23 protein-coding genes are annotated in these 22,602 nt (G+C 39.0%); 22 read left to right on the forward strand and 1 reads right to left on the reverse strand.

What is annotated here, in order from left to right; genetic code table 11:
• Nucleotides 1-5 precede the first annotated feature (5 nt).
• The 11 genes from HCX62_RS12785 (at nt 6) to HCX62_RS12835 (ending at nt 10,297) form a co-directional block, all read left to right on the forward strand.
• Nucleotides 6-470, forward strand: a complete 465-nt coding sequence (locus HCX62_RS12785; RefSeq protein ID WP_003722024.1) for a PTS sugar transporter subunit IIA — start codon at nt 6-8, stop codon at nt 468-470.
• Between the two features lie 57 nt (nt 471-527).
• On the forward strand, nt 528-809 hold the full coding sequence (locus tag HCX62_RS12790; RefSeq protein ID WP_003722023.1) for a PTS sugar transporter subunit IIB: 282 nt from the start codon (nt 528-530) through the stop codon (nt 807-809).
• Nucleotides 810-870: 61 nt separating this feature from the next.
• Nucleotides 871-2,142, forward strand: a complete 1,272-nt coding sequence (locus tag HCX62_RS12795; RefSeq protein ID WP_003722022.1) for a PTS galactitol transporter subunit IIC — start codon at nt 871-873, stop codon at nt 2,140-2,142.
• Nucleotides 2,143-2,178: 36 nt separating this feature from the next.
• Nucleotides 2,179-3,231 (forward strand): galactitol-1-phosphate 5-dehydrogenase, encoded by a 1,053-nt coding sequence (locus HCX62_RS12800; protein WP_185532587.1) that lies wholly within the window; start codon nt 2,179-2,181, stop codon nt 3,229-3,231.
• 1 nt (nt 3,232) lies between these two features.
• A complete protein-coding gene (locus HCX62_RS12805) occupies nt 3,233-4,264 on the forward strand; it encodes a zinc-binding dehydrogenase (protein ID WP_185639336.1) in 1,032 nt (343 codons plus the stop codon).
• 194 nt (nt 4,265-4,458) lie between these two features.
• The gene (rpiB, locus tag HCX62_RS12810) at nt 4,459-4,899 is read left to right on the forward strand and encodes a ribose 5-phosphate isomerase B (RefSeq protein WP_185639337.1); all 441 of its coding nucleotides are present in this window, start codon (nt 4,459-4,461) and stop codon (nt 4,897-4,899) included.
• A gap of 8 nt (nt 4,900-4,907) precedes the next feature.
• Nucleotides 4,908-5,582: a ribulose-phosphate 3-epimerase gene (locus HCX62_RS12815; RefSeq protein WP_185639338.1), complete on the forward strand. Its 675-nt coding sequence runs from the start codon at nt 4,908-4,910 to the stop codon at nt 5,580-5,582.
• A 33-nt stretch (nt 5,583-5,615) separates the two neighbouring features.
• Nucleotides 5,616-7,631 carry a transketolase gene (gene tkt / locus HCX62_RS12820; protein ID WP_185639339.1) on the forward strand — a complete coding sequence of 672 codons (2,016 nt, stop codon included), beginning with the start codon at nt 5,616-5,618 and terminating at the stop codon, nt 7,629-7,631.
• Nucleotides 7,628-8,272, forward strand: coding sequence for a ribulose-phosphate 3-epimerase (gene rpe / locus HCX62_RS12825; RefSeq protein ID WP_185639340.1), 645 nt, complete (start codon nt 7,628-7,630; stop codon nt 8,270-8,272). Before tkt ends, rpe begins: the two co-directional genes overlap by 4 nt.
• Nucleotides 8,273-8,405: 133 nt before the next feature.
• Nucleotides 8,406-8,885 (forward strand): GNAT family N-acetyltransferase, encoded by a 480-nt coding sequence (locus tag HCX62_RS12830; RefSeq protein ID WP_185639341.1) that lies wholly within the window; start codon nt 8,406-8,408, stop codon nt 8,883-8,885.
• Between the two features lie 14 nt (nt 8,886-8,899).
• A complete protein-coding gene (locus tag HCX62_RS12835) occupies nt 8,900-10,297 on the forward strand; it encodes a deoxyguanosinetriphosphate triphosphohydrolase (protein ID WP_185502915.1) in 1,398 nt (465 codons plus the stop codon).
• 44 nt (nt 10,298-10,341) lie between these two features.
• Here HCX62_RS12835 and HCX62_RS12840 read toward each other — a convergent pair whose 3' ends face one another.
• Nucleotides 10,342-11,733, reverse strand: a complete 1,392-nt coding sequence (locus HCX62_RS12840; RefSeq protein WP_003722013.1) for a deoxyguanosinetriphosphate triphosphohydrolase — start codon at nt 11,731-11,733, stop codon at nt 10,342-10,344.
• 255 nt (nt 11,734-11,988) lie between these two features.
• Here HCX62_RS12840 and rpsL point away from each other — a divergent pair, with 255 nt between their 5' ends.
• The 11 genes from rpsL to HCX62_RS12895 all read left to right on the forward strand — a co-directional run bounded on the left by rpsL (nt 11,989) and on the right by HCX62_RS12895 (nt 22,587).
• Entirely contained in the window at nt 11,989-12,402 is a 414-nt protein-coding gene (gene rpsL, locus HCX62_RS12845) for a 30S ribosomal protein S12 (protein WP_003720973.1), read from the forward strand.
• A gap of 30 nt (nt 12,403-12,432) precedes the next feature.
• The gene (rpsG, locus tag HCX62_RS12850) at nt 12,433-12,903 is read left to right on the forward strand and encodes a 30S ribosomal protein S7 (protein WP_003753956.1); all 471 of its coding nucleotides are present in this window, start codon (nt 12,433-12,435) and stop codon (nt 12,901-12,903) included.
• Nucleotides 12,904-12,968: 65 nt separating this feature from the next.
• Nucleotides 12,969-15,056 carry an elongation factor G gene (fusA, locus tag HCX62_RS12855; protein ID WP_120184482.1) on the forward strand — a complete coding sequence of 696 codons (2,088 nt, stop codon included), beginning with the start codon at nt 12,969-12,971 and terminating at the stop codon, nt 15,054-15,056.
• A 108-nt stretch (nt 15,057-15,164) separates the two neighbouring features.
• Nucleotides 15,165-16,352 carry an elongation factor Tu gene (gene tuf / locus HCX62_RS12860; RefSeq protein WP_185639342.1) on the forward strand — a complete coding sequence of 396 codons (1,188 nt, stop codon included), beginning with the start codon at nt 15,165-15,167 and terminating at the stop codon, nt 16,350-16,352.
• Nucleotides 16,353-16,535: 183 nt separating this feature from the next.
• Nucleotides 16,536-16,943: a DUF2712 domain-containing protein gene (locus HCX62_RS12865; RefSeq protein ID WP_069890480.1), complete on the forward strand. Its 408-nt coding sequence runs from the start codon at nt 16,536-16,538 to the stop codon at nt 16,941-16,943.
• A gap of 65 nt (nt 16,944-17,008) precedes the next feature.
• Nucleotides 17,009-17,794 (forward strand): hypothetical protein, encoded by a 786-nt coding sequence (locus HCX62_RS12870; RefSeq protein ID WP_185639343.1) that lies wholly within the window; start codon nt 17,009-17,011, stop codon nt 17,792-17,794.
• Nucleotides 17,781-18,479, forward strand: coding sequence for a hypothetical protein (locus tag HCX62_RS12875; RefSeq protein WP_185639344.1), 699 nt, complete (start codon nt 17,781-17,783; stop codon nt 18,477-18,479). The genes HCX62_RS12870 and HCX62_RS12875 overlap by 14 nt, the downstream gene beginning before the upstream one ends.
• Before the next feature lies 1 nt (nt 18,480).
• Nucleotides 18,481-19,230 carry a hypothetical protein gene (locus HCX62_RS12880; protein WP_185639345.1) on the forward strand — a complete coding sequence of 250 codons (750 nt, stop codon included), beginning with the start codon at nt 18,481-18,483 and terminating at the stop codon, nt 19,228-19,230.
• A gap of 11 nt (nt 19,231-19,241) precedes the next feature.
• Complete coding sequence (locus HCX62_RS12885; RefSeq protein ID WP_185639346.1) at nt 19,242-19,886, forward strand: ABC transporter ATP-binding protein; 645 nt, start codon at nt 19,242-19,244, stop codon at nt 19,884-19,886.
• The gene (locus tag HCX62_RS12890; RefSeq protein WP_185639347.1) at nt 19,883-20,365 is read left to right on the forward strand and encodes a hypothetical protein; all 483 of its coding nucleotides are present in this window, start codon (nt 19,883-19,885) and stop codon (nt 20,363-20,365) included. Before HCX62_RS12885 ends, HCX62_RS12890 begins: the two co-directional genes overlap by 4 nt.
• Before the next feature lie 155 nt (nt 20,366-20,520).
• Entirely contained in the window at nt 20,521-22,587 is a 2,067-nt protein-coding gene (locus HCX62_RS12895; protein ID WP_185639348.1) for a BglG family transcription antiterminator, read from the forward strand.
• Nucleotides 22,588-22,602: the final 15 nt, after the last annotated feature.

Here is a 22,602-nt window from a genome sequence, read left to right on the forward strand (position 1 = left end):
TCGTAATGGATTTAGTACAATTTTTGAAAAAAGGAATGGTTTGGGTTCAATCGGATATCGAGAAACAAGAGGACCTATTCCAAATGGTCGCAGAAAGTGGAAAGTCTGAAGGGTATGTGACGGATGACTTTTTAACGAGACTAACAGACCGTGAACAAACCTTTCCAACGGGGCTAAAATTAGATGGATACGGCGTGGCATTACCGCACACGGATCCAGAATGCGTTACGGAACAATTTATCGCCGTAATCACTGTGAAAGATGGCATTCCATTCAAATTAATGGAAGATGCTGGTCAAACGGTTGAAGCGAATTTGATTTTCGTACTTGGACTAAACGAACCTCACAGCCAGCTCGCGGTACTTCAGCAATTGATGGGGACGATTCAGGATAAAGACAATGTAGCCGCATTACTCAGAGCGAAAGATGAAGACGAAGTAAAACAAATTTTAGAAACAATAGCCGTTTAAAAAAAACAGGAAAATTAGCCGCGGGAAATCGCAGCAATTAATTAGGAGGAATTTATCATGGGACAATTTAAAATTTTGGTAGCTTGTGGAGCAGGAATTGCAACATCAACAGTAGTAACGGACAGAGTAGAACGTTTGGTAAAAGAAAACAACGTGGATGCAGAAGTAAAACAAATTAAAATTTCCGAAGCAGCATCCATGCAAGACGGAGCGGATTTGATCGTATCAACAACTATTTTACCAACAACGTACAAAATCCCAGCTATTATTGCAACTTCTTATATCACTGGTATGGGTATGGAAGAATTAGACGAAGAAATACTTGCGCACCTTAAATAAAAGGCTGCGCAAGGGAGTTTAACATTTATCATTAAACAGAGAAAAAAGGAGGAAATATTAAATGGATACACTTCTGTCAGGAGTACAGTATGTTTTAAACTTGGGGCCTACAGTTATTTTGCCTATTATGATTTTCTTTATTGCATTAATTTTCCGAGTACCAGCAAAGAAAGCGCTTCGTTCAGCGATTACGATTGGTATCGGGTTTGTAGGTATTAACCTTGTTATTAGTTTACTATCTAGTAACTTAGGTCCGGCAGCGCAACAAATGGTTGAGCGTTTTGGACTGAATTTAACAATTATTGATGCAGGTTGGCCAGCAGCCGCCGCGGCTTCATGGGCTTCTCCAGTTGCAGCAATTTTAATTCCAATTTGTTTGGTAGTTAACTTAGCACTTATTTTCTTTAAAGTTACGAAAACACTTGATATTGATATTTGGAACTACTGGCACTTTATCGCAGCAGGTGCGACTGGTTATATCGTAACTGGTGGTAACTGGTGGTTCGCGATTCTTTGTGCAATCATCTATGAAGTTGCTGTTCTTTGGATGGCAGACAGAACACAACCTATGGTAGAAGAATTTTACGGCTTAAAAGGGATCTCCTTACCAACAGGTTCTACAGCAGCATTCGGTTTCATCGGTATTCCAGTTGGTTGGCTAATTGCTAAAATCCCTGGTATTAAAAACATTCACGTTGACCCAGAAACAATTCAAAAACGTTTTGGTATTTTCGGGGAACCAATGATGATGGGTCTTATTCTAGGTATTGCAATCGGTATTCTTGCAGGTTATGACGTTGGGGCAGTTGCACAACTTGGTATGTCCATGGGTGCGGTAATGTTCCTAATGCCTCGTATGGTTAAAATTTTAATGGAAGGTTTAATTCCAATTTCAGAATCCGCTCGTGAGTTCATGAAATCTCGTTTCAAAGGCCGCGAACTTTATATCGGTCTTGATGCAGCACTTTCTATCGGTCACCCAGCGAATATTTCTACTGGTTTAATCCTTGTTCCAATCACTCTTTTCTTAGCTGTTATCATTCCAGGTAACAAAGTACTTCCTTTTGGTGACTTGGCAACTATTCCATTCTACGTATCATTCGTAGTAGCATCTCGTAAAGGTAACATTCTTCACTCCGTTTTAGCTGGAACTGTAGTAATTGCACTAGCACTTCTTATGGCAACTGACTTCGGCCTTGTGCATACAGAAATGATGAAAGGTGTTTACGAATTCCCTAAAGGAGCAACACAAGTTAGTACACTTGATATGGGTGGTAACTTCTTTAACTGGGTTATTCTTAAATTCTCTCAAGCTTGGGCAGCTATTTTCTAAGTTTTGTCTTAATGATATAGAAGAGGTGATAGTAACATGCGAGCAGCTGTGTTATACGAGAATAATGTAATAAAAGCAGAACAAATTGATGAAGCGACTTGCGGGAAAGATCAAGTTCGTGTCGAAGTAAAAGCAGTTGGAATATGTGGATCAGATATTCATAAAATGCAAACGCGCTGGAAATACCCACTGCCTGCTGTAATGGGACATGAATTCGCAGGTGTAATCACGGAAATTGGTAGCGAAGTAACAAATGTAGCTATCGGCGACCGGGTTGCGGGAATTCCGCTTGAGCCTTGTATGGAATGTAATTATTGTAAAGCTGGCGACTTCGCACTATGCGATAACTACCGAATGGTGGGGTCACATTTCCATGGAGGATTTGCGGAGAATGTTGTCATGAAAGCCGACAATGTGATTTCTATCGGCGACCTTGATTTTGAAGAAGGTGCGATGATTGAACCACTTGCCGTATCGATGCACGGGGTACTTGGAATTCAGCCAAGACTTGGCGATACAGTCGTTGTATTCGGAATTGGAACCATCGGGATTTTAGTTGTACAATGCTTACTTCTTGCAGGCGTGAAAGATATTATCGCCGTTGACATCAGTGATAAAAAATTAGCAGATGCGCGGGAATTTGGTTGCAAATACACCATTAATCCAAAAAATGAAGACTTAAAAGAACGCGTTTTCGCTTATACAAATGGTCTTGGGGCAGATATCGCGCTCGAGTGTGCTGGTTCAAAAATAACCCAAGAACAATGCTTACTTGTAACGAAGAAAAAAGGTAAAGTTGGTTTTCTAGGAATAGCTTACGCAGATGTACTTTTGCATGAGGAAGCTTTTGAAAATATTTTTAGACGTGAACTTACGCTTAAAGGTTTTTGGAATTCTTACTCGGCACCATTTCCAGGTGAGGAGTGGCGTACGTCGATTGAATTCGTGAAACAAGGTCGAATTAAACTGAAACCACTAATTTCGCATCGTTATAAGCTAGAAGAAACGAAAGAAGCGTTTGATATGATTCTTTCCAGAGAGCATGATTATAACAAAGTGATGATATTGCCGCAGAAAGGTGACGATTAATTTGAAAGCAGTAGTAAAAACAAACCCCGGATATGATCAAATGGAGCTAAAAGATGTGGAAGAACCACAAGTCTATGGCGACAAAGTAAAAATCAAAGTAGCATTCACTGGTATTTGCGGATCAGATATCCATACGTTTAAAGGAGAATACAAAAATCCAACAACTCCCGTCACACTTGGACATGAATTTTCTGGTGTCGTTGTGGAAGTTGGGCCAGATGTAACGAGTATCAAAGTGGGAGACCGTGTCACAAGTGAAACAACTTTTGAAACTTGTGGAGAATGTATTTATTGTAAAGAACATGATTACAATTTATGTAGCAATCGTCGCGGCATTGGTACGCAAGCAAATGGTAGTTTTGCAGAATTTGTTTTATCACGCGAGGAAAGTTGTCACTTGCTTGATGAACGGATTTCGCTGGAAGCAGCAGCACTGACAGAACCGCTTGCATGTTGTGTCCATTCGGCGCTTGAAAAAACAACGATTCGTCCAGATGACACAGTACTTGTTTTCGGACCAGGTCCAATTGGCTTATTACTAGCTCAAGTCGTGAAAGCACAAGGGGCAACGGTGATTATGGCAGGAATTACCAAAGATAGCGATCGTCTACGTCTAGCGAAAGAACTTGGAATGGACCGGATTGTCGATACCTTAAAAGAAGACTTAGCTGAAGTTGTGCTAGGCATGACAGATGGTTACGGAGCGGAACGCGTATTTGATTGTTCTGGCGCAGTACCCGCTGTAAATCAAGGATTACCTCTAACGAAGAAAAAAGGCGATTTCGTTCAAGTAGGACTTTTTGCCGAAAAGAAAAATGCGATTGATGAAGAATCCATTATCCAACGTGAAATTGCTTATATTGGCAGCCGTTCGCAAAAACCATCTTCTTGGATTTTAGCACTCGACTTACTTGCAAATGGCAAAATCAATACGGATAAAATGATTACCAAAGTTTATGGTTTAGATGACTGGCGCGAGGCTTTCGAGGCAGTTATGGCAGGAAATGAAATTAAAGTATTAGTGAAATCTTAATAATGGAGGATGAACTGTATGAAAAAACATCAAAAAAAGGATAACCGTGCAAACGAATCCAAAGCTTCTCGGGCTCAGATGTTTTACAGTAGTCATCCTTAGAAATGAGCCGAGAACATATTCGCGTATGTTCTCGGTTCCATTTCATTATAAGACGTTAAAAGAAAAAAATCTATTAATGAAGGTGAAATTAAATGAAATTAACAATTGGTTGTGACCACGGCGGACGTCGACTAAAAGATGCCATTGTGAAACATTTACGTGAAAAAGATATCGAGGTCGTTGATATTGGAACATATACGGACGAAAGTGTTGATTTTCCGTCGTATGCAGAAGAAGTTGCGAGCCAAGTGGTGAGTGGGCAATCCGAACTCGGCATCCTATGCTGCGGGACTGGAATCGGGATGAGTATCGCTGCGAATAAAGTCGACGGAATCCGTGCTGCGGTTGTTTCGGATGCTTTTTCAGCGCGTGCGACTCGGGAACATAATAATAGCAATATTCTCTGCCTTGGTGAACGCGTCGTCGGTGAAGGACTAGCGCTTTTACTTGTTGATACGTGGCTTGAGGCATCTTTTGCAGGTGATCGCCATAAACGCCGCTTGGATAAAATTACTGAACTCGAAAGAAAGTGAGGATGAAAATGAGTAAAATAGCCGCTTCAATTATGTGTGCAGACCAACTACATTTAAGTGATGAGCTCCGGCGCCTTGAATCTGCTGGCGTGGAACTATTACACTGCGATGTGATGGACGGTGTATATGTGAATAATCTTGCGCTCGGTCCGGAATATTTGGAAATAGTGCGAAACAACACAGAAATCCCCCTAGACATACATTTGGCTACTATTACCCCACTTAAATATATTGACATGTTTGGTCCTGTGAAACCGGAATACATTTCTTTTCATGTCGAAGTAGCGGAAGACGTATCAGAAGTTATTCGGAAAATCCGCTCTTACAATGTCAAACCATCCATCGCGATAAATCCGGAAACCCCCATCGAAGCCATTTATCCTTATTTAGATGATGTCGAAATGGTGTTGATGATGACCGTAAATCCAGGTTTTGCGGGGCAGAAATTTCAATCAGACGTATTACAAAAATTGGATGATTTAAAAGCGAAACTAGCTGGAAAAGTCCATGTGCCGCTCATCGAAGTGGACGGCAATATTAATAAAGAGACAGTAGGCTTGATGCGCGACTGTTTACCAGATATTTATGTACTCGGAACATCGGCACTTTTTCATAACCGAGATAAAACGAGTTATGCAGAAAGACTGGTACACATTTGGTCCGACGTAGAAAAATATGTGTAAAAAAGCACAAACAATTTAAGGGAGATGACCGTTTTGAAAAAAACATTAGATAGACAAGCAGTGGACACGATTCGTTCGTTATCGATTGATATGATTGAGAAAGCAAATTCAGGACACCCGGGAATGCCGATGGGAGCAGCGCCAATGGCTTACATGCTATTTGCGAAACATTTAGTATTTAACCCAACCAACCCAGAATGGTTTAACCGCGACCGCTTTGTTTTATCAGCAGGACACGGTTCCGCACTACTTTATAGCATGCTTCATTTATTTGGCTATGATGTAAAAATGGAAGACTTGAAACAGTTCCGTCAATTAGATAGTTTAACGCCAGGACATCCTGAGTTTGGTTGGACTGCAGGGGTTGATGCAACGAGTGGACCACTTGGACAAGGGATTGGTATGGCTGCGGGGATGGCGCTTGCGGAGTCGCATTTGGCGGCACAGTATAATCAACCGAATTATCCAATTGTAGACCATTATACGTATGCAATTTGTGGTGATGGAGACTTGATGGAAGGCGTGGCATCAGAAACAGCCTCACTTGCAGGTCATTTAGGACTTGGGAAATTAATCGTATTATACGATTCGAATGATATTTGTTTAGATGGCGATTTAAGTGCGACATTCAGCGAAAATGCAGCAGACCGTTTCCGCGCATACGGCTGGCAAGTTTTACGCGTAGAAGATGGCAATAATTTAGCAGCAATTCAAGAAAAAATTGTCCAAGCTAAACTAGAAACATCGAAGCCAACGCTGATTGAAGTGAAAACAGTCATTGGTTACGGCGCGCCAACAAAAGCAGGTAGCTCCGCAAGTCATGGTGCTCCGCTTGGTGAAAAAGAAGCGAACGGTGCGAAAGAACATTATGAATGGGCAGAAGAGCCTTTTACTGTACCAGCAGAAGTTCGTGATTATTTAAGAAATTACAAAGCTCGCGGAGAAAAACTAGAAGGCGCTTGGAATACCATGCTCGCTAATTACAAAAAAGAATTCCCAGAACTTGCAAGCCAATTAGATCGCGTGTTAGCGGGAGAAGTAGCAGCTGATTGGAATACTAATTTGCCAACTTTCGAAGCAGGCACCAATGTCGCAACACGCTCCGCATCTGGAAAAATGATCAACGCGATTGCGGCCGAATTACCGGAACTTTTCGGGGGATCCGCTGACTTAGGTTGCTCAAATAAAACCTTTATCGATGCGAGTCCAGCGTATAGCATCCAAGACCCCGCTGGAAAAAATATTTGGTTTGGTGTGCGCGAGTTCGCGATGGGAGCAATGCTAAACGGAATGGCACTTCATAGCGGTTTACGAGTGTTCGGCTCCACCTTCTTCGTATTCTCGGATTATGTCCGCCCAGCGATGCGGATGGCTGCTTTAATGCAACTTCCAGTAACTTACGTATTCACGCATGACAGTATCGCTGTTGGTGAAGATGGTCCGACACACGAACCAATCGAACAACTAGCCTCGCTCCGTGCAATGCCAGGCCTAACAGTTATCCGCCCAGCTGATGCCAAAGAAACCCGCGCTGCTTGGGAAATTGCCGCAACCAACACAAATGGCCCAATCGCACTTGTATTATCACGCCAAGACCTGCCAGTACTCGAAAATGCCCAAGAAGAAGTAGATGCAGGCGTAGAAAAAGGAGCGTACATCGTAGCGCCAGCAACTAGTTCCAAACCAGACGCCATCATTATCGCAACGGGCTCCGAAGTATCCCTTGCAATCGAAGCGAAACGCGAACTTGCGAAAAAAGATCTAGACGTTTCCGTTGTCAGTTTATCCAGCTGGGAACGCTTTGAAAAAACAACCGATGCTTATAAAGAAAGCATTTTACCAAAAGAAGTGACAGCGCGATTTGCGATTGAAGCTGGAGCAACATTTGGCTGGAAAGAATTTATTGGATCAGAAGGCGATATGCTAGGAATCGACCATTTTGGCGCATCTGCTCCAGCGAAAGACTTGTTTACGGCTTACGGATTTACGCCTGAAAATGTGGCAAATCGTGTCGAAGCAGTTATCGCGAAAGCTGGTGTGCGCGTATGACATTCGTAGCGCCATCTTTACTTGCAGCTGATTATATGAACATGGCAAATTCCATTAAAGAAGCAGAAGATGCAGGAGCTGACTACCTTCATATCGATGTCATGGACGGACATTTTGTACCGAATCTGACATTTGGAATCGACATGGTCGAGCAAATTAGCAAAACAGCGACTATTCCACTGGATGTCCATTTAATGCTCTCAAACCCAGAAAACTATATTGAAAAATTTGCCGCGGCTGGAGCGCACATTATTTCCGTGCACATCGAAGCCACACCGCACATCCACCGCGTCATTCAACAAATTAAAGCAGCCGGCTGTAAAGTGGGAGTCGTACTCAATCCGGGAACTCCGGCAAATGTGCTGGATGCCATTTTAGCAGATGTAGATTTAGTCTTACAAATGACAGTCAATCCCGGTTTTGGTGGACAAGCATTTATCGAGTCAACTACCAAAAATATGCGCTATCTGGATAATTGGCGCCGTGAAAACCACGGTAGCTACGTTATCGAAGTAGATGGCGGCGTAAATGCTGAAACCGCAGAGAAATGTAAACAAGCCGGCGTGGACGTCCTCGTTGCTGGATCATACTTCTTTGGAGCGGCAGATAAAGCAGCGTGTATCCAAGGCTTAAAACAATAAAACACCCCAAAAAACTAGGTCGCCCAAAAAGCACCTAGTTTTTTTATATTATATAGTAGATATTTTTTTAATTGATACATCCCTCGCTCTAGCTTATACTTAAATTAATACGACAACGCAAAGGAAGAGATATATGACACAACTCACATTTCGAAACGCGACCGAACAAGACACGAAGTTAATTCTTCGTTTTATTACAGAACTTGCAACACACGAAGGCATTGAAAAAGATGTAGTAGCAACAGAAGCTGGCTTGCATAAGGCTCTTTTTCAAGAAAAAGCAGCCGAAGTAATTATCGCCGAATACGAAGACGCACCAGTTGGTTTCGCACTCTTTTTCCATAATTTTTCCACACTACTTGGCAAAAAAGGTTTGTACTTAGAAGACCTTTACATCATTCCAGAAATGCGCGGCAAAAGTTTTGGAACACAGTTTTTCAGCTATTTATCCAAACTTGCCTTAGAGCGAGATTGCGGCAGATTTGAGTGGTGGTGCTTGAATGAAAATAAATCAGGCATGGACTTTTACGAAAAAATTGGCGCAGAAAAAATGTCAGAATGGACAGTACATAGGCTCACTAAAGCCGAAATGGAAAAACTAAGCAATTTATAAAGGATGGGATTTAAATGAAATGGGATAAACTATTAAATGACAAACGCCGCCGCGAATCTGGTGTCACTCGTTCAAAAAACACCGACGTACGTAGCGCTTTCGAAAATGATTTCCAGCGCATCGTTATGAGTGCATCATTTCGCCGTTTACAAGATAAAACCCAAGTATTCCCACTAGAAAAAAGCGATTTTGTGCGTACGCGACTAACTCATTCAATGGAAGTAAGCACCATCGCAAAATCAATGGGAAACATGGTTACACACACGATTCAAGAAGAAAACCTAGATGAAGAATTTACAAAAGAGCACGCAGATAAAATCCCGGAAATCCTCGCTTGTGCAGGATTGTTACATGATATGGGGAATCCGCCGTTCGGCCATTTTGGCGAAGAAAGCATCCGCGAGTGGTTCCGCGACAATTTAGCAACCATCACTTACAAAAATAAAAGCCTAGCCGAAATCCTGACACCACAAATGAAAGAAGACTTTTACTACTTTGAAGGTAACGCCCAAGTGCTCCGTGTAGTCTCAAAACTACATTATCTTTTCGACCAATACGGCTTAAACCTAACATTTGCAACTTTAAACGCAGTCATCAAATACCCAGTTTCTTCTTTAAAAGTAAATAAAAAACAAATTAAAAGTAAAAAACTAGGCTACTTTTACGCCGATGAATCCCTTTTTAATGAAATAACAACTGCCACAGAAGCGCGCGATAACCGTCATCCGCTCACTTATTTACTAGAAGTAGCAGACGACATCGCTTACCTAAATGCAGACCTAGAAGACGGTGTGAAAAAAGGCATCGTCAACATCACACAAATTTTAAAAGGATTTGAAGAAGTAGAAGAGCATAATAAAGTCACTGCCGCATGCTATAACGAACTCAAGAAAAAAAGCGAGCGCTACGAAGGACAAGAAGAAAGTTTCATCGTACAACAATGGCTAGCATCCAACGTTCGCGGCCAATTAATCAATCGTTCACTCGAAGTGTTTTACGCGAACTACGACGCAATCATGGCAGGCACATTCAACGACTCACTCATTGATGCATCAAGCGCTGAACAACTCGTTCATATTTTACAAAGCCTGTCATTCACGTATATTTATCAAGATAAAGGCATCGTTGAATCCGAAATCGCCGGCAATGAAATCATCTCCAAATTGCTCGAAACGTTTATCCCGGCAGTGATTTACTACGACAGCGAAACCCCAGAACGCCAAACAGCCAAAGATAAACGGCTACTAACCTTGATTTCCGACAACTACCTAGGCTGCTACCGCAAAAACGCAGAAGGCGAAAGCGAAACGATGAAACTGTACTTGCGATTACTTCTCGTAACAGACTTCATTTGCGGCATGACCGACAGCTACGCGAAAGATTTATATCAACGGTTGAATGGACTAAGTTAAATGCAAAACAGCAATCCCAGTTTAATTTCTGAGATTGCTGTTTTTTAATATATACCATTAAGCTCTTGATATAAATCTTTTGCATAAGTATCTGTCATACCACATATAAAATCTGTAACCAATAATAAGCGTAAATAAAGCTTTTCATTTTTGCTTTTATCTCTTGAGTTTTTGTGATAAGAAGACAGATGGTTGTCTGATATCAATTCTATTAAACGTTTAGATTCATCTTCATTAGGATCTACATAGTCAGAATCGTAATAAATTGCAGCAGGAACAAAAAGATCTAATAAGCCATAAATTATTTTCTTACCTGCTAGTTCTGAGGCGATAATTTTTTTATCAGTAAAAACGTGATCAATGCAGATTTGTTCTAAAGCTGTTACTAATTCATTAAGACTGCAAGTTTGTAGTAAAGCTTTGTCAAAGATACCAGTCATTATATTAGAGTAATTGTCGAAGAAGTTTTTAACCACAGCACTTATTAAGATGCCCCGAACATTAGTTGCAGTCCACGCTTGGAAAATGGATATATCTTTTTTGCAACTTTTCTTGATTTGTAGTAATTTTTCAAAACTATCTTTTAGAATTGGGTTTTTTGAAGTACTAAATTCTGAGTTTCTTTCTATAATAGTGTCTATAGAAAGAATTCCTTTTTTTACTGCATCTTCTAAATCGGCTATTAAGTAGCTAATATCATCAGCGGCTTCTAATAAAAAAGTAACTGGGTGCCTATTTCCATTTGTTCCTGTTTGTTCAGTGATTTTTTCAAAAATATCTTTTTCAGAATAAAAGTATCCCATTTTTTTACTTTTAATATGAGTTTTATTTATTTGAAGAGAATTAACAGGATACTTAACAAACGAGTTTAACGTAGCAGATGTTAAATTCATCCCATAACTTGTTTCGAAAAGTTGATGTAATTTAGTAACTACACGAAGAACTTGTGCATTTCCTTCAAAATGTAGAAAGTCATTGCGCATTTGTTTTTCTAAAAGAGAATTTATTGAAATATCATCTATCTTAAGGGTGGGAAGTTCTTTAGCAAACCACTGTCTGATAGCTGTTTCACCAAAATGCCCAAACGGTGGATTACCAATATCATGGAGTAATCCAGCAGAGGCTAAAAGGTCAGATAATTCTCGAATATTTTGTTCTGTGAAGCTGGGATCAATATTACGTTCAACTATTTGTGAGCCAACTAAAGTCCCCATAGATTTAGCGATTGTAGAAACTTCTAAAGAATGCGTTAATCTCGTTCTAATAAAATCATTTTTTTCTAAAGGGAAGACCTGTGTTTTATCTTGTAATCTACGAAAAGAAGCGCTTAAAATTATTCTTTGATAATCATTTTCAAATGCGTTTCTTAAATCACCGTTCCCAGGATTCCTTTTTCGCGATATTGTTTCCCGGTTTAACAAAGTTGTCCATTCCATCTCTAATCATCCTTTTTAATTTTATATTAATATAATCATTGTGAATAATCAAACAATATCCGTGGTAGATTATATAGAAAACCACCTTGACATCTTTAGCTGAAGGTGTTACTATATTCAAGGTGCCTCTACTATAAACAGAGGTCTGAAAATAAAACAGCGTTGTAGGTCGAACTTACAGCCATTTTATTTTACCGAAAAAATGAACCACCTGGATGTGTGGAACTACTAAATAAGGAAGGAGGAATTTATCCCATGCCTACAATTAACCAATTAGTACGCAAACCTCGTCAATCTAAAATCAAAAAATCTACATCACCTGCTTTGAACAAGGGCCTAAACAGTTTTAAAAGAGAACTAACAGACGTTAACTCTCCTCAAAAACGTGGCGTATGTACTCGTGTTGGTACCATGACTCCTAAAAAACCTAACTCGGCGCTTCGTAAATATGCCCGTGTACGTTTGAGTAATGGTATTGAAGTAACAGCTTACATTCCTGGTATTGGTCACAACTTACAAGAACATAGTGTTGTTCTTATTCGTGGTGGACGTGTAAAAGATTTACCAGGGGTACGTTATCATATCGTTCGTGGAGCGCTTGATACAGCTGGTGTTGAAAATAGAGGACAAAGCCGTTCTAAATACGGTACGAAAAAACCTAAAAAATAATACTTATAAAATATGAAAGGAGGATATCCGATGCCTCGTAAAGGTCCTGTTACTAAACGTGACGTGTTACCAGATCCGATTTATAATTCGAAACTAGTAACTCGTTTAATTAATAAAATGATGGTTGACGGAAAACGTGGAAAGTCTCAAGCTATCCTATATTCCGCATTCGATATCATTGCACAAGAAACTGGTAAAGATCCGATGGAAGTATTTGAACAAGCTATGAAGAACATTATGCCTCTTCTTGAAGTTAAAGCTCGCCGTGTAGGTGGTGCTAACTATCAAGTACCTATCGAAGTACGTGCTGACCGTCGTTCTACTCTTGGTCTTCGTTGGTTAGTTAATTATGCTCGCCTTCGTGGAGAAAAAACAATGGAAGTACGTGTTGCTCGCGAAATCATGGATGCTGCCAATAATACTGGTGCTTCTGTTAAGAAACGCGAAGATACACACAAAATGGCTGATGCTAACAGAGCGTTCGCTCACTATCGTTGGTAAAAAAATCACTAACAAATTCCAGGCGTATTGCCTGAAAAATTGTTTTATGGAAGGAGAAATACAACATGGCTAGAGAGTTCTCCTTAGAAAAGACTCGTAATATTGGTATCATGGCCCACATTGATGCGGGTAAAACTACCACTACTGAACGTATCCTTTTCTATACAGGGCGTATTCACAAAATTGGTGAAACCCATGAAGGTGCTTCTCAAATGGACTGGATGGAGCAAGAGCAAGAACGTGGTATTACTATCACTTCTGCTGCGACAACAGCTCAATGGAAAGGCTACCGAGTAAACATTATCGATACACCTGGACACGTAGATTTCACAGTTGAAGTTGAACGTTCGCTTCGTGTACTTGATGGTGCTGTTGCGGTTCTAGATGCACAATCTGGTGTAGAACCACAAACAGAAACAGTTTGGCGTCAAGCTACTACTTACGGGGTTCCTCGTGTAGTATTCGTCAACAAAATGGACAAAATCGGCGCAGATTTCCTATATTCTGTAGGTACTTTGCATGATCGTTTGGCTGCCAATGCGCACCCAATCCAACTCCCAATCGGGGCCGAAGATACATTTGAAGGTATCATTGACTTAATCGAAATGAACGCGTTGTATTACGAAGATGATTTAGGAAATGACCCTCATATTAAAGAAATTCCAGCTGATCTGAAAGACTTAGCAGACGAATACCGCGGTAAATTAGTGGAAGCAGTTGCTGAACTTGACGAAGAGCTAATGATGAAATACCTAGAAGGCGAAGAAATTACAAAAGAAGAACTTAAAGCTGGTATCCGTAAAGGAACACTTAACGTTGAGTTCTATCCTGTAGTTTGTGGTACAGCATTCAAAAACAAAGGTGTTCAACCAATGTTAGATGCAGTACTTGATTACCTTCCAGCACCAACAGATGTTCCAGCTATTAACGGCGTATTGCCTGATGGAGAAGAAGCTGCTCGTCACGCTGATGATTCAGAACCATTCTCTTCCCTAGCATTCAAAGTTATGACTGACCCTTATGTTGGACGCTTAACTTTCTTCCGTGTTTATTCCGGTACTTTGAATTCCGGTTCATATGTACAAAACTCGACTAAAGGTAAACGTGAACGTGTTGGACGTATCCTTCAAATGCACGCTAATCACCGTGAAGAGATTTCGATCGTATACGCTGGTGACATCGCTGCTGCCGTAGGACTTAAAGATACAACTACTGGGGACACTTTATGTGATGAAAAAGAACAAATTATCTTAGAATCCATGGAATTCCCAGAACCAGTTATCCAAGTAGCTATCGAGCCTAAATCGAAAGCTGACCAAGATAAAATGGGGCAAGCTCTTGCGAAACTAGCGGAAGAAGATCCAACTTTCCGTGCTGAAACTGACCAAGAAACTGGCCAAACTCTTATCTCCGGTATGGGTGAACTTCACCTTGACATCCTTGTTGACCGTATGAGACGTGAATTCCGCGTTGAAGCTAACGTTGGTGATCCACAAGTTTCTTACCGTGAAACATTCCGTAAATCTGCTCAAGTTGAAGGTAAATTCGTACGTCAATCCGGTGGACGTGGACAATATGGTCACGTTTGGATTGAATTCGGACCAAACGAAGAAGGTAAAGGATTTGAATTTGAAAATGCAATCGTTGGTGGGGTTGTTCCACGTGAATACATCCCAGCTGTACAAGCAGGTCTTGAAGGCGCACTAGATAATGGTGTACTTGCAGGCTACCCACTGATTGACATCAAAGCAAAACTTTACGACGGATCTTACCATGACGTCGATTCCAATGAAATGGCCTTCAAAGTGGCTGCTTCAATGGCATTACGTAATGCTGCTAAGAAATGTGATCCTGTAATCCTTGAGCCAATGATGGCTGTAGAGGTTGTTATCCCAGAAGAATACCTTGGTGATATCATGGGTAACATTACTTCCCGTCGTGGTCGTGTAGATGGTATGGAAGCTCGCGGTAACGCTCAAGTTGTTCGCGCATTTGTACCACTTGCAAACATGTTTGGTTATGCAACTCACCTTCGTTCAGGTACGCAAGGTCGTGGTGTATACACTATGCAATTTGACCACTATGAAGAAGTTCCTAAATCTATTGCTGAAGAAATCATTAAAGCTAATGGTGGAAACAACAAAGAAGATTAATTGATTTTTTTCGTAACATCAAGTATAACTTTAGTTAGAAGTATTGCTTAGTTTAAATTTAAGCTAAGTAAAAAATAATTATTGAATTATCGAGGAGGATATTTTAAAATGGCAAAAGAAAAATTTGACCGCTCTAAACCCCATGTTAACATTGGTACTATTGGACACGTTGACCATGGTAAAACAACTTTAACTGCTGCAATTACAACTGTACTTGCTAAAAAAGGCTATGCTGATGCACAAGCATATGACCAAATTGATGGTGCTCCAGAAGAAAGAGAACGTGGTATCACAATCTCTACTGCTCACGTTGAGTACCAAACTGATACACGTCACTATGCACACGTTGACTGCCCAGGACATGCCGATTACGTTAAAAACATGATCACTGGTGCTGCACAAATGGACGGAGCTATCTTAGTAGTATCTGCTGCTGATGGCCCAATGCCACAAACTCGTGAACATATCTTACTTTCACGTCAAGTTGGTGTTCCATACATCGTTGTATTCATGAACAAATGTGACATGGTTGACGATGAAGAATTACTAGAATTAGTTGAAATGGAAATTCGTGATCTATTAACTGAATATGAATTCCCTGGCGATGACATTCCTGTAATCAAAGGTTCAGCTCTTAAAGCACTTCAAGGTGAAGCTGACTGGGAAGCTAAAATTGACGAGTTAATGGAAGCTGTAGATTCTTACATTCCAACTCCAGAACGTGATACTGAAAAACCATTCATGATGCCAGTTGAGGATGTATTCTCAATCACTGGTCGTGGAACAGTTGCAACTGGACGTGTTGAACGTGGACAAGTTAAAGTTGGTGACGAAGTAGAAGTTATCGGTATCGAAGAAGAAAGCAAAAAAGTAGTAGTAACTGGAGTAGAAATGTTCCGTAAATTACTAGACTACGCTGAAGCTGGCGACAACATTGGCGCACTTCTACGTGGTGTTGCTCGTGAAGATATCCAACGTGGTCAAGTATTAGCTAAACCAGGTTCGATTACTCCACACACTAACTTCAAAGCTGAAACTTATGTTTTAACTAAAGAAGAAGGTGGACGTCATACTCCATTCTTCAACAACTACCGCCCACAATTCTATTTCCGTACTACTGATGTAACTGGTATTGTTACACTTCCAGAAGGTACTGAAATGGTAATGCCTGGTGATAACATTGAGCTTGCAGTTGAACTAATTGCACCAATCGCTATCGAAGACGGTACTAAATTCTCTATCCGTGAAGGCGGACGTACAGTAGGCGCTGGCGTTGTTTCTAACATCAGCAAATAATATCTGATACGATTCAAACCGACAAAGTCATTTGGCTTTGTCGGTTTTTTTGTGTAAAAAAAGCTGAATAATCTAGTAATAAAGAATTAGTTCATATTTCTAAAAAATTAGATATATACAATTTTTGATAATTGTGCTATATTTGGAATGCACATAAATAATTTACAGAGGAGAGAGAATGAAATGAAAAAGAAATTAGTTACTTTAGGATTAGCGGGTGCAATATTTTTATCAGGAATGGGAATCTTAAACGTAAGCGCAGCAAATTATTCGGATACAAAGTTTAGTTTTACACTAGGTAAACTTGGTGCAAATGATTACACTGGTTCTAGACAAAAACAGAACACTACATCATCTTATGTGAAATTAAATTCAATTGGAAAAGGAACAATGGATACATGGCTTTTAAAATCTAATGGAGCTAGCGTTCGAAGTAAATATGTGACTGTGAGGCAAGGTGAAAGTAAAAAAATTGCTAACTACGCTTATGAAGATTATGGCAAATGTAATGTTAAATTAGCTGCTGAAACTAGTAAAACTCAATTTGTTAGAGTTACTGCTACAGGCCTTTGGAGTCCAGATAGTATTTAAATAATGATAGGGTAGGTTTCTGAATCAATGGAAGCTTACCCTATATTTGTAAAAGGAGATTTTAAATGAGTCGATTTTTAAAAATAGAATTTAATAGAGTTTTTAAAAGTAAATCATTTCTTGCTGCTCTTGCACTGGGAGTGTTAATTGTGCTAATTCAACAAATAACTGTCGCACGTTACTATTCCACGGCAGAAGAAAATGTATTTTTATATTTAACAGGTTATGATACAACGGGGCTTGGAACAAACCTTTATTATTTATTGTTACCATGTTTAGTGGCTTTAGCTGGTGCGGATTTATTGGGTGAAGATCGGCGTAGTGGCTTAGATATATTTTCGCGAATAAGAGGAAATGATAAACAGTATTATTTTTCGAAGAGCATCGTTGCTTTTATTGCTGGAGGGGTAGTATTTTGTTTGCCTTTAATTATGGAACTTTGTGCATTAATGTTAGTGTACCCCTCTATACCACTTGATTATTTCGTAGCAGAAGTACCGGTTACATATGGCGCAATGTTTTCTAATATATTTTATAACAGTCCGCTTAAGTATGAGTTGATATTTCTTGTAATAGGCTTTGTTTACGGAGGGTTATTTGCTTTAATTGGAATTCTAGTGTCCTTTTTTAGTTCTAGTAAATATGTAATTTTATTGAGTCCACTAGCTATTTATTATGGTGTTTGGATTGTGTTTTCTTTGATTGGCTATCCAGAGTTTAGTCCGTTTGGTTTCTTAACTCCAAAGCAAGGTTACCCCTTAAATTTCCATATTATTTGGATAGAATTTCTACTTCTTTTAGTAGTGATAATTATGGGTATTATTTGGAGTGTGAAAAATGAAAAATCATAATTTAGTTCGGTTGAATTTTGATTTTGAAAGAAGAAAATATTTACTGCTTTTATTGATATTTGTTTTTATAATTGTATTCCGCTTGTTGTACACAAGAAATGTCGAGACAGATGTCCTTTACATTGTACAGAGTTCCGTATCAGTTGAAGTTCTATTTATAATTTTGAGCCCGTTCTGTTTATGGATGAATCAAATATTGTGTTTTCAACATAGGGAACTAGCTGTTGTTCGGATTAAGAACAAATATACACTTTGGAAAGTCAATGCAACTGTTATTTTGTGGAATGCCTTTTTGCTTGCAGTATTAACTAATGCCTTAAATTATGCAAATAGCGTTATTGTAATGAATTCCCAAATAGTACAAATTTACATTTATTCTTTTATATTATTTGGTTTAGGTTTAGTTCTTGTAGGTGTTTTACAGAATATACTACTTGTTGTTACAGGTAATAAGGCAATTGCTTTTTTTGTAGTATTTCTGGTATTTTTCTTTGATACTAGCACAATCAAATTGCAGCTAATTTCCAATCTGTTTATAGTGAACCCTAATGATCTTACTGATTTGCTGTCATTTGCTGGGCGAGTTTTCTGCTTGGTTGGTGGAATTATTGTTTTATTTTTAATAAGCTGGTTGCTTGCAGAGAAAAAAGATATGTTTCGAACCTCGAAAAAGAAGGTGCGTTAATATGTGGTTATTTTTTAAACGGGATATATTATGGTTTCTTCAAGGGAATAAATTGAAAATAATAGGCTTGGTAATACTTCTGGTATTAGCAATTTTGATAAGTGTTGTTAATACGAAAAATGCATCGGGTACGATAGCAGATGTTTTTCTAGCCTTTTTAAAACAAGAAAATGGAGCAGAAAATCCGCTTACGAGTAGCTTAAATTGGATTATCATTCAAAGTGTGCCGGTTTATCTATTTGGAAGTTACTTTTATAAGGAATTGTTTGCGCTAGAGGAGTTTATTACTATTCGCTTTAATAATAGGATACTCCCCTTTCTTTCCAAAATTTTACTAATCATTACGCTGATGTTGCTTTATTATTTAGTAATTATTGGATTAGTAGTGTTTATTAGTTTTCTTTTTGGCATTCGTTTGGATGTAGAGCCGACTGTATTGTTCATAGGTTTAAATATGCCACTTTATGAAATTGGGTTGTGCTTTTTTGTTGGTGGGCTAGCGCTTATCACGCTTCAATTGTTGCTTTCAATAATAATTAAGCCATTTTACGCTATCACAGCAGTGCTTGTCATTATTGTCACCAACTGTTTTATTACTAACTCTTGGATTATAGGAAGCGTTTCGAATGTTGCTGGATTTACCGATGTAAATAATTGGCTGTTATTAAGTATTCAATTGGCATATATTATTTTGGCGATGCTCATTGGCGGAAATATTTATCGAAAGACAGATTTATATAAACTAAACTAGGGAGAATATCGATGAATTATATAAAAGTTAATCATTTAACAAAAGTAATCAACAACCATACTGTTCTAGATGATATTGATTTTGAATTAAAGCAAGGTGGGATTTATTCGTTCATAGGTCATAATGGCTCTGGGAAAACGATGCTATTTAGGGCGCTGTGTGGATTTATTGCGCCAACAAGTGGTGAAGTTACAATTAATGGAGTTAATATTAGTAAAACTAAATCTTTTCCAGAAAAGACAGGGATTATTATTGAAACACCAGGATTTTTAGCTAATTATACAGGTTATAAAAATTTAGAATACTTGGCTTCTATTCGAAATAAAATAGGAGAAAAGGAGATACTTGCTGCGTTAGAAAAAGTTGGCCTTGCTGGAAAAGAGGATTTGAAAGTAAAAAAATATTCACTTGGAATGAGACAACGACTTGGCATTGCTCAAGCTATTATGGAAGATCCAGATTTACTAATATTTGATGAACCAACAAATTCACTAGATAAAGCTGGCAGTCAGAGTTTTATTGACTTGATTTTAGATTTAAAAGAAAAAGGAAAAACGATTCTATTAGCAAGCCATCATATTGCCGATATTGATGGAATATCAGATGAAATATTTGAAATGGAAGCAGGTCAGATAATAAATAGGAGAAAAGCATGAAAAAAATAATTGGCGGAGTCTTAATTGTTCTATTAATAGGCCTATTTGTTTGGCGCGTGTATGATGTAAATGCTAATTCTTTTTCATATGAAAATAAAACACACGCTGATCAGGAAAAATTTCAAATGGGAACTGCAACAGTTAGTTTTGGAAAAGCATTTGTTGTGAATGATGCTGATATAAATAAGTACGCGACAAAAGATTATTTTAAACAAGAAAATGATGCTCTTTTGCTTGTTCAACTAGAGTCTACAGAAAAAGATATTAGGATTTCTGATTTTCAGCTAGGGTATAAAGAATTTGTAACTTTGTCAGATACTACGGCGTCAAGTTATGAATTTGAAGATGGGGTATATAAACATTTGGTAGGGTTTAATATACCTAAAGAATTATTAGCAAGGAACAAGACATTCACCCTGGTTACTCCAAGTAAATATTGGAAGAACGGGGCAAGGGATGTTGTGGACATTAGTTTATAAAAAGTAACATGATTCAAACCGACAAAGTCATTTGGCTTTGTCGGTTTTTTTGTATACCAAAATAAAAATATACTTGAAAAATATCACATTTTCGCATAACCTTAATGTAGACATATCTTTTTACCTTCTAGACCGAAATCAAGGAGGTAGGCCAAGTGGTACAATTTGATGCTCGAAATATGGCGTTACTCGAATCGCTCGTCGTGGCGAATGTATATCTTGCACCTGAGAAGTTACAAGAAGAGCTAGGCATTTCCAAACGAACACTTCAATATGATGTGGAAAAAATTAATAAAGAATTAGATAATATAGGGCTTGATGGCATTCAATCTGTGCGAGGGCAAGGGTATTATTTATTAGAAGAAGAAAAATCAACAATGAAAGAAATCCTTGAAAATAGGGGAGCGAGCCACAAAGTTTTTTCAGCTAGTGAACGCCGCATCCGTATTTTATTTTTTCTGCTCGTAACAGATGCGCGAGTGATTATTGATACGATTAATGAATGCAATGAAGTCAGTCGTAACACCAGTTTGCAGGACATTAAACAATTAAAATTAGCGCTTAAACAGTTTAATTTAGAGCTTATCTATGATCGGAAAAATGGCAATATGGTTCTTGGTGATGAGCGTAGTATCCGCCAATTTTTCATTCATTACTGCATGAATAACGAAGAAATCGCGACCGCAGACCAGTTACTTGATTTGATGAAAATTAATCCGATGATAAAAAATCAGGAGCTATTTCCCAATTTGGATACGATTTTTGAAATTCTAGCTGTGACGGAGAAAAAAATCGGTATTCGTTATACAGATGAAGTTATTGAGCGGATTGGCATTATGATTTTCTTCTTTAAAGAGCGGATGAAGCGTGATTGTTATTTAAATGAGCAGGAAGAACATGAGGTGGAATCTTTTGATATTGCGCAGGAAATTTATGAGCAATTGCAGCAAACGGAGGATTTTTCAATCAACCATGCGGAAATTACTTATTTAGGTAAACTTTTGCTTGGGGCTAGTCGTTTGAATGATGATGCGGCCGCTACAGGAAAACTTGATATTATTGTTGAGAAAATTATTGCTGAATTTGAACGCCTTGCCTGTGTGAATTTTGAAGATCATCGCAATTTGAAAAAAGATTTATTGCTGCATTTACAGCCAGCTTATTATCGGCTTAAATTCCAAATCGAATGGATTAATCCGCTGCGTACAGATATTAAACAAAGTTATAGTGACGTTTACGAAATTACAAAAAAATCATTAGAACCGTTAGAAGAATTACTCGGTGAAACAATTCCGGAAGACGAAATAGCTTACGTGACGATTTTGTTCGGCGGCTATCTTTCGCGTAAAAATAATACGTTAGTTGAGCGCAAAAAGCTGTTAATTGTGTGCTCTAAAGGCGTTGGAACTTCGCGAATGATTGAACGTCAATTGTCGCAATTGCTCGGCGAACGGGTAGAAATTTTAGAGCCAATTTCGATTCGTGAGTTTGAAAAAGGGCTGTACGCGCCAGACTTTATCGTTTCTACATTGCCAATTATGGAACCGAAAGCGCCGGTTTTTATCGTGAGCCCGATTTTAACTGAAGCGCAAAAGCAGCAATTAATGAAGGCAATTGCGCCGCACATTTTACAAAAGGATTCAGACGCGCGCATGTTGTCGTCGGTGTTAGACGTGGTGGATCAATATGCCAAAGTGGAAGATCGTGAAAAATTGGCGGCTAAACTAAAATCGGTTTTATTCCAAGTGCAATCAGATAGCCAGCTAGAAAAATCACCAACACTTGAAGAACTTTTACCGAAAGAACGTATTACTTTTCAAGAAAGTGTGGCTGATTGGCGTGAAGCTATCCAAGTTGCCTCGAAATCGCTACAACAAGAAGGTTATATCTCGAGAAACTATCAGCATGCGATGATTGAAAATATTGAGAAACTAGGCCCATACATCGTCATTGCGCCGGGGATTGCCCTTCCGCATGCTTCGGTGGACGACGGGGCATATCGGGTTGGCATGAGCTTGCTAAGGCTGGATAAGCCAGTTTCATTTTCGAGTAAGGCGAAGGATCAAGTTAAATTAATTATTGTGCTCGCTTCCATTGACTCCTACACACATATTAATGCGCTGAGCCAGCTGACTAATTTGATTATGAAACATCACTTGCTTGAGCAGATTGAACAGGCAGAGTCAGCAGCAGAAATTGCCGCAATGTTAACAATAAAATAAGAGCTAAAGCCAGTG

The organism is Listeria swaminathanii (assembly GCF_014229645.1).
In the GTDB taxonomy this organism is placed as follows: domain Bacteria; phylum Bacillota; class Bacilli; order Lactobacillales; family Listeriaceae; genus Listeria; species Listeria swaminathanii.

Excerpts from the sequence above, each read along its gene's own strand:
- HCX62_RS12875 (WP_185639344.1), top strand. The coding sequence starts at position 17,781 with ATGAAAAATCATAATTTAGTTCGGTTGAATTTTGATTTTGAAAGAAGA.
- fusA (WP_120184482.1), top strand. The coding sequence starts at position 12,969 with ATGGCTAGAGAGTTCTCCTTAGAAAAGACTCGTAATATTGGTATCATG.
- HCX62_RS12830 (WP_185639341.1), top strand. The coding sequence starts at position 8,406 with ATGACACAACTCACATTTCGAAACGCGACCGAACAAGACACGAAGTTA.
- HCX62_RS12870 (WP_185639343.1), top strand. The coding sequence starts at position 17,009 with ATGAGTCGATTTTTAAAAATAGAATTTAATAGAGTTTTTAAAAGTAAA.
- HCX62_RS12815 (WP_185639338.1), top strand. The coding sequence starts at position 4,908 with ATGAGTAAAATAGCCGCTTCAATTATGTGTGCAGACCAACTACATTTA.
- HCX62_RS12885 (WP_185639346.1), top strand. The coding sequence starts at position 19,242 with ATGAATTATATAAAAGTTAATCATTTAACAAAAGTAATCAACAACCAT.
- HCX62_RS12890 (WP_185639347.1), top strand. The coding sequence starts at position 19,883 with ATGAAAAAAATAATTGGCGGAGTCTTAATTGTTCTATTAATAGGCCTA.
- HCX62_RS12880 (WP_185639345.1), top strand. The coding sequence starts at position 18,481 with ATGTGGTTATTTTTTAAACGGGATATATTATGGTTTCTTCAAGGGAAT.
- HCX62_RS12800 (WP_185532587.1), top strand. The coding sequence starts at position 2,179 with ATGCGAGCAGCTGTGTTATACGAGAATAATGTAATAAAAGCAGAACAA.
- rpsL (WP_003720973.1), top strand. The coding sequence starts at position 11,989 with ATGCCTACAATTAACCAATTAGTACGCAAACCTCGTCAATCTAAAATC.
- HCX62_RS12785 (WP_003722024.1), top strand. The coding sequence starts at position 6 with ATGGATTTAGTACAATTTTTGAAAAAAGGAATGGTTTGGGTTCAATCG.
- HCX62_RS12835 (WP_185502915.1), top strand. The coding sequence starts at position 8,900 with ATGAAATGGGATAAACTATTAAATGACAAACGCCGCCGCGAATCTGGT.
- HCX62_RS12790 (WP_003722023.1), top strand. The coding sequence starts at position 528 with ATGGGACAATTTAAAATTTTGGTAGCTTGTGGAGCAGGAATTGCAACA.
- HCX62_RS12865 (WP_069890480.1), top strand. The coding sequence starts at position 16,536 with ATGAAAAAGAAATTAGTTACTTTAGGATTAGCGGGTGCAATATTTTTA.
- tuf (WP_185639342.1), top strand. The coding sequence starts at position 15,165 with ATGGCAAAAGAAAAATTTGACCGCTCTAAACCCCATGTTAACATTGGT.
- rpe (WP_185639340.1), top strand. The coding sequence starts at position 7,628 with ATGACATTCGTAGCGCCATCTTTACTTGCAGCTGATTATATGAACATG.
- HCX62_RS12795 (WP_003722022.1), top strand. The coding sequence starts at position 871 with ATGGATACACTTCTGTCAGGAGTACAGTATGTTTTAAACTTGGGGCCT.
- rpsG (WP_003753956.1), top strand. The coding sequence starts at position 12,433 with ATGCCTCGTAAAGGTCCTGTTACTAAACGTGACGTGTTACCAGATCCG.
- HCX62_RS12840 (WP_003722013.1), bottom strand. The coding sequence starts at position 11,733 with ATGGAATGGACAACTTTGTTAAACCGGGAAACAATATCGCGAAAAAGG.
- rpiB (WP_185639337.1), top strand. The coding sequence starts at position 4,459 with ATGAAATTAACAATTGGTTGTGACCACGGCGGACGTCGACTAAAAGAT.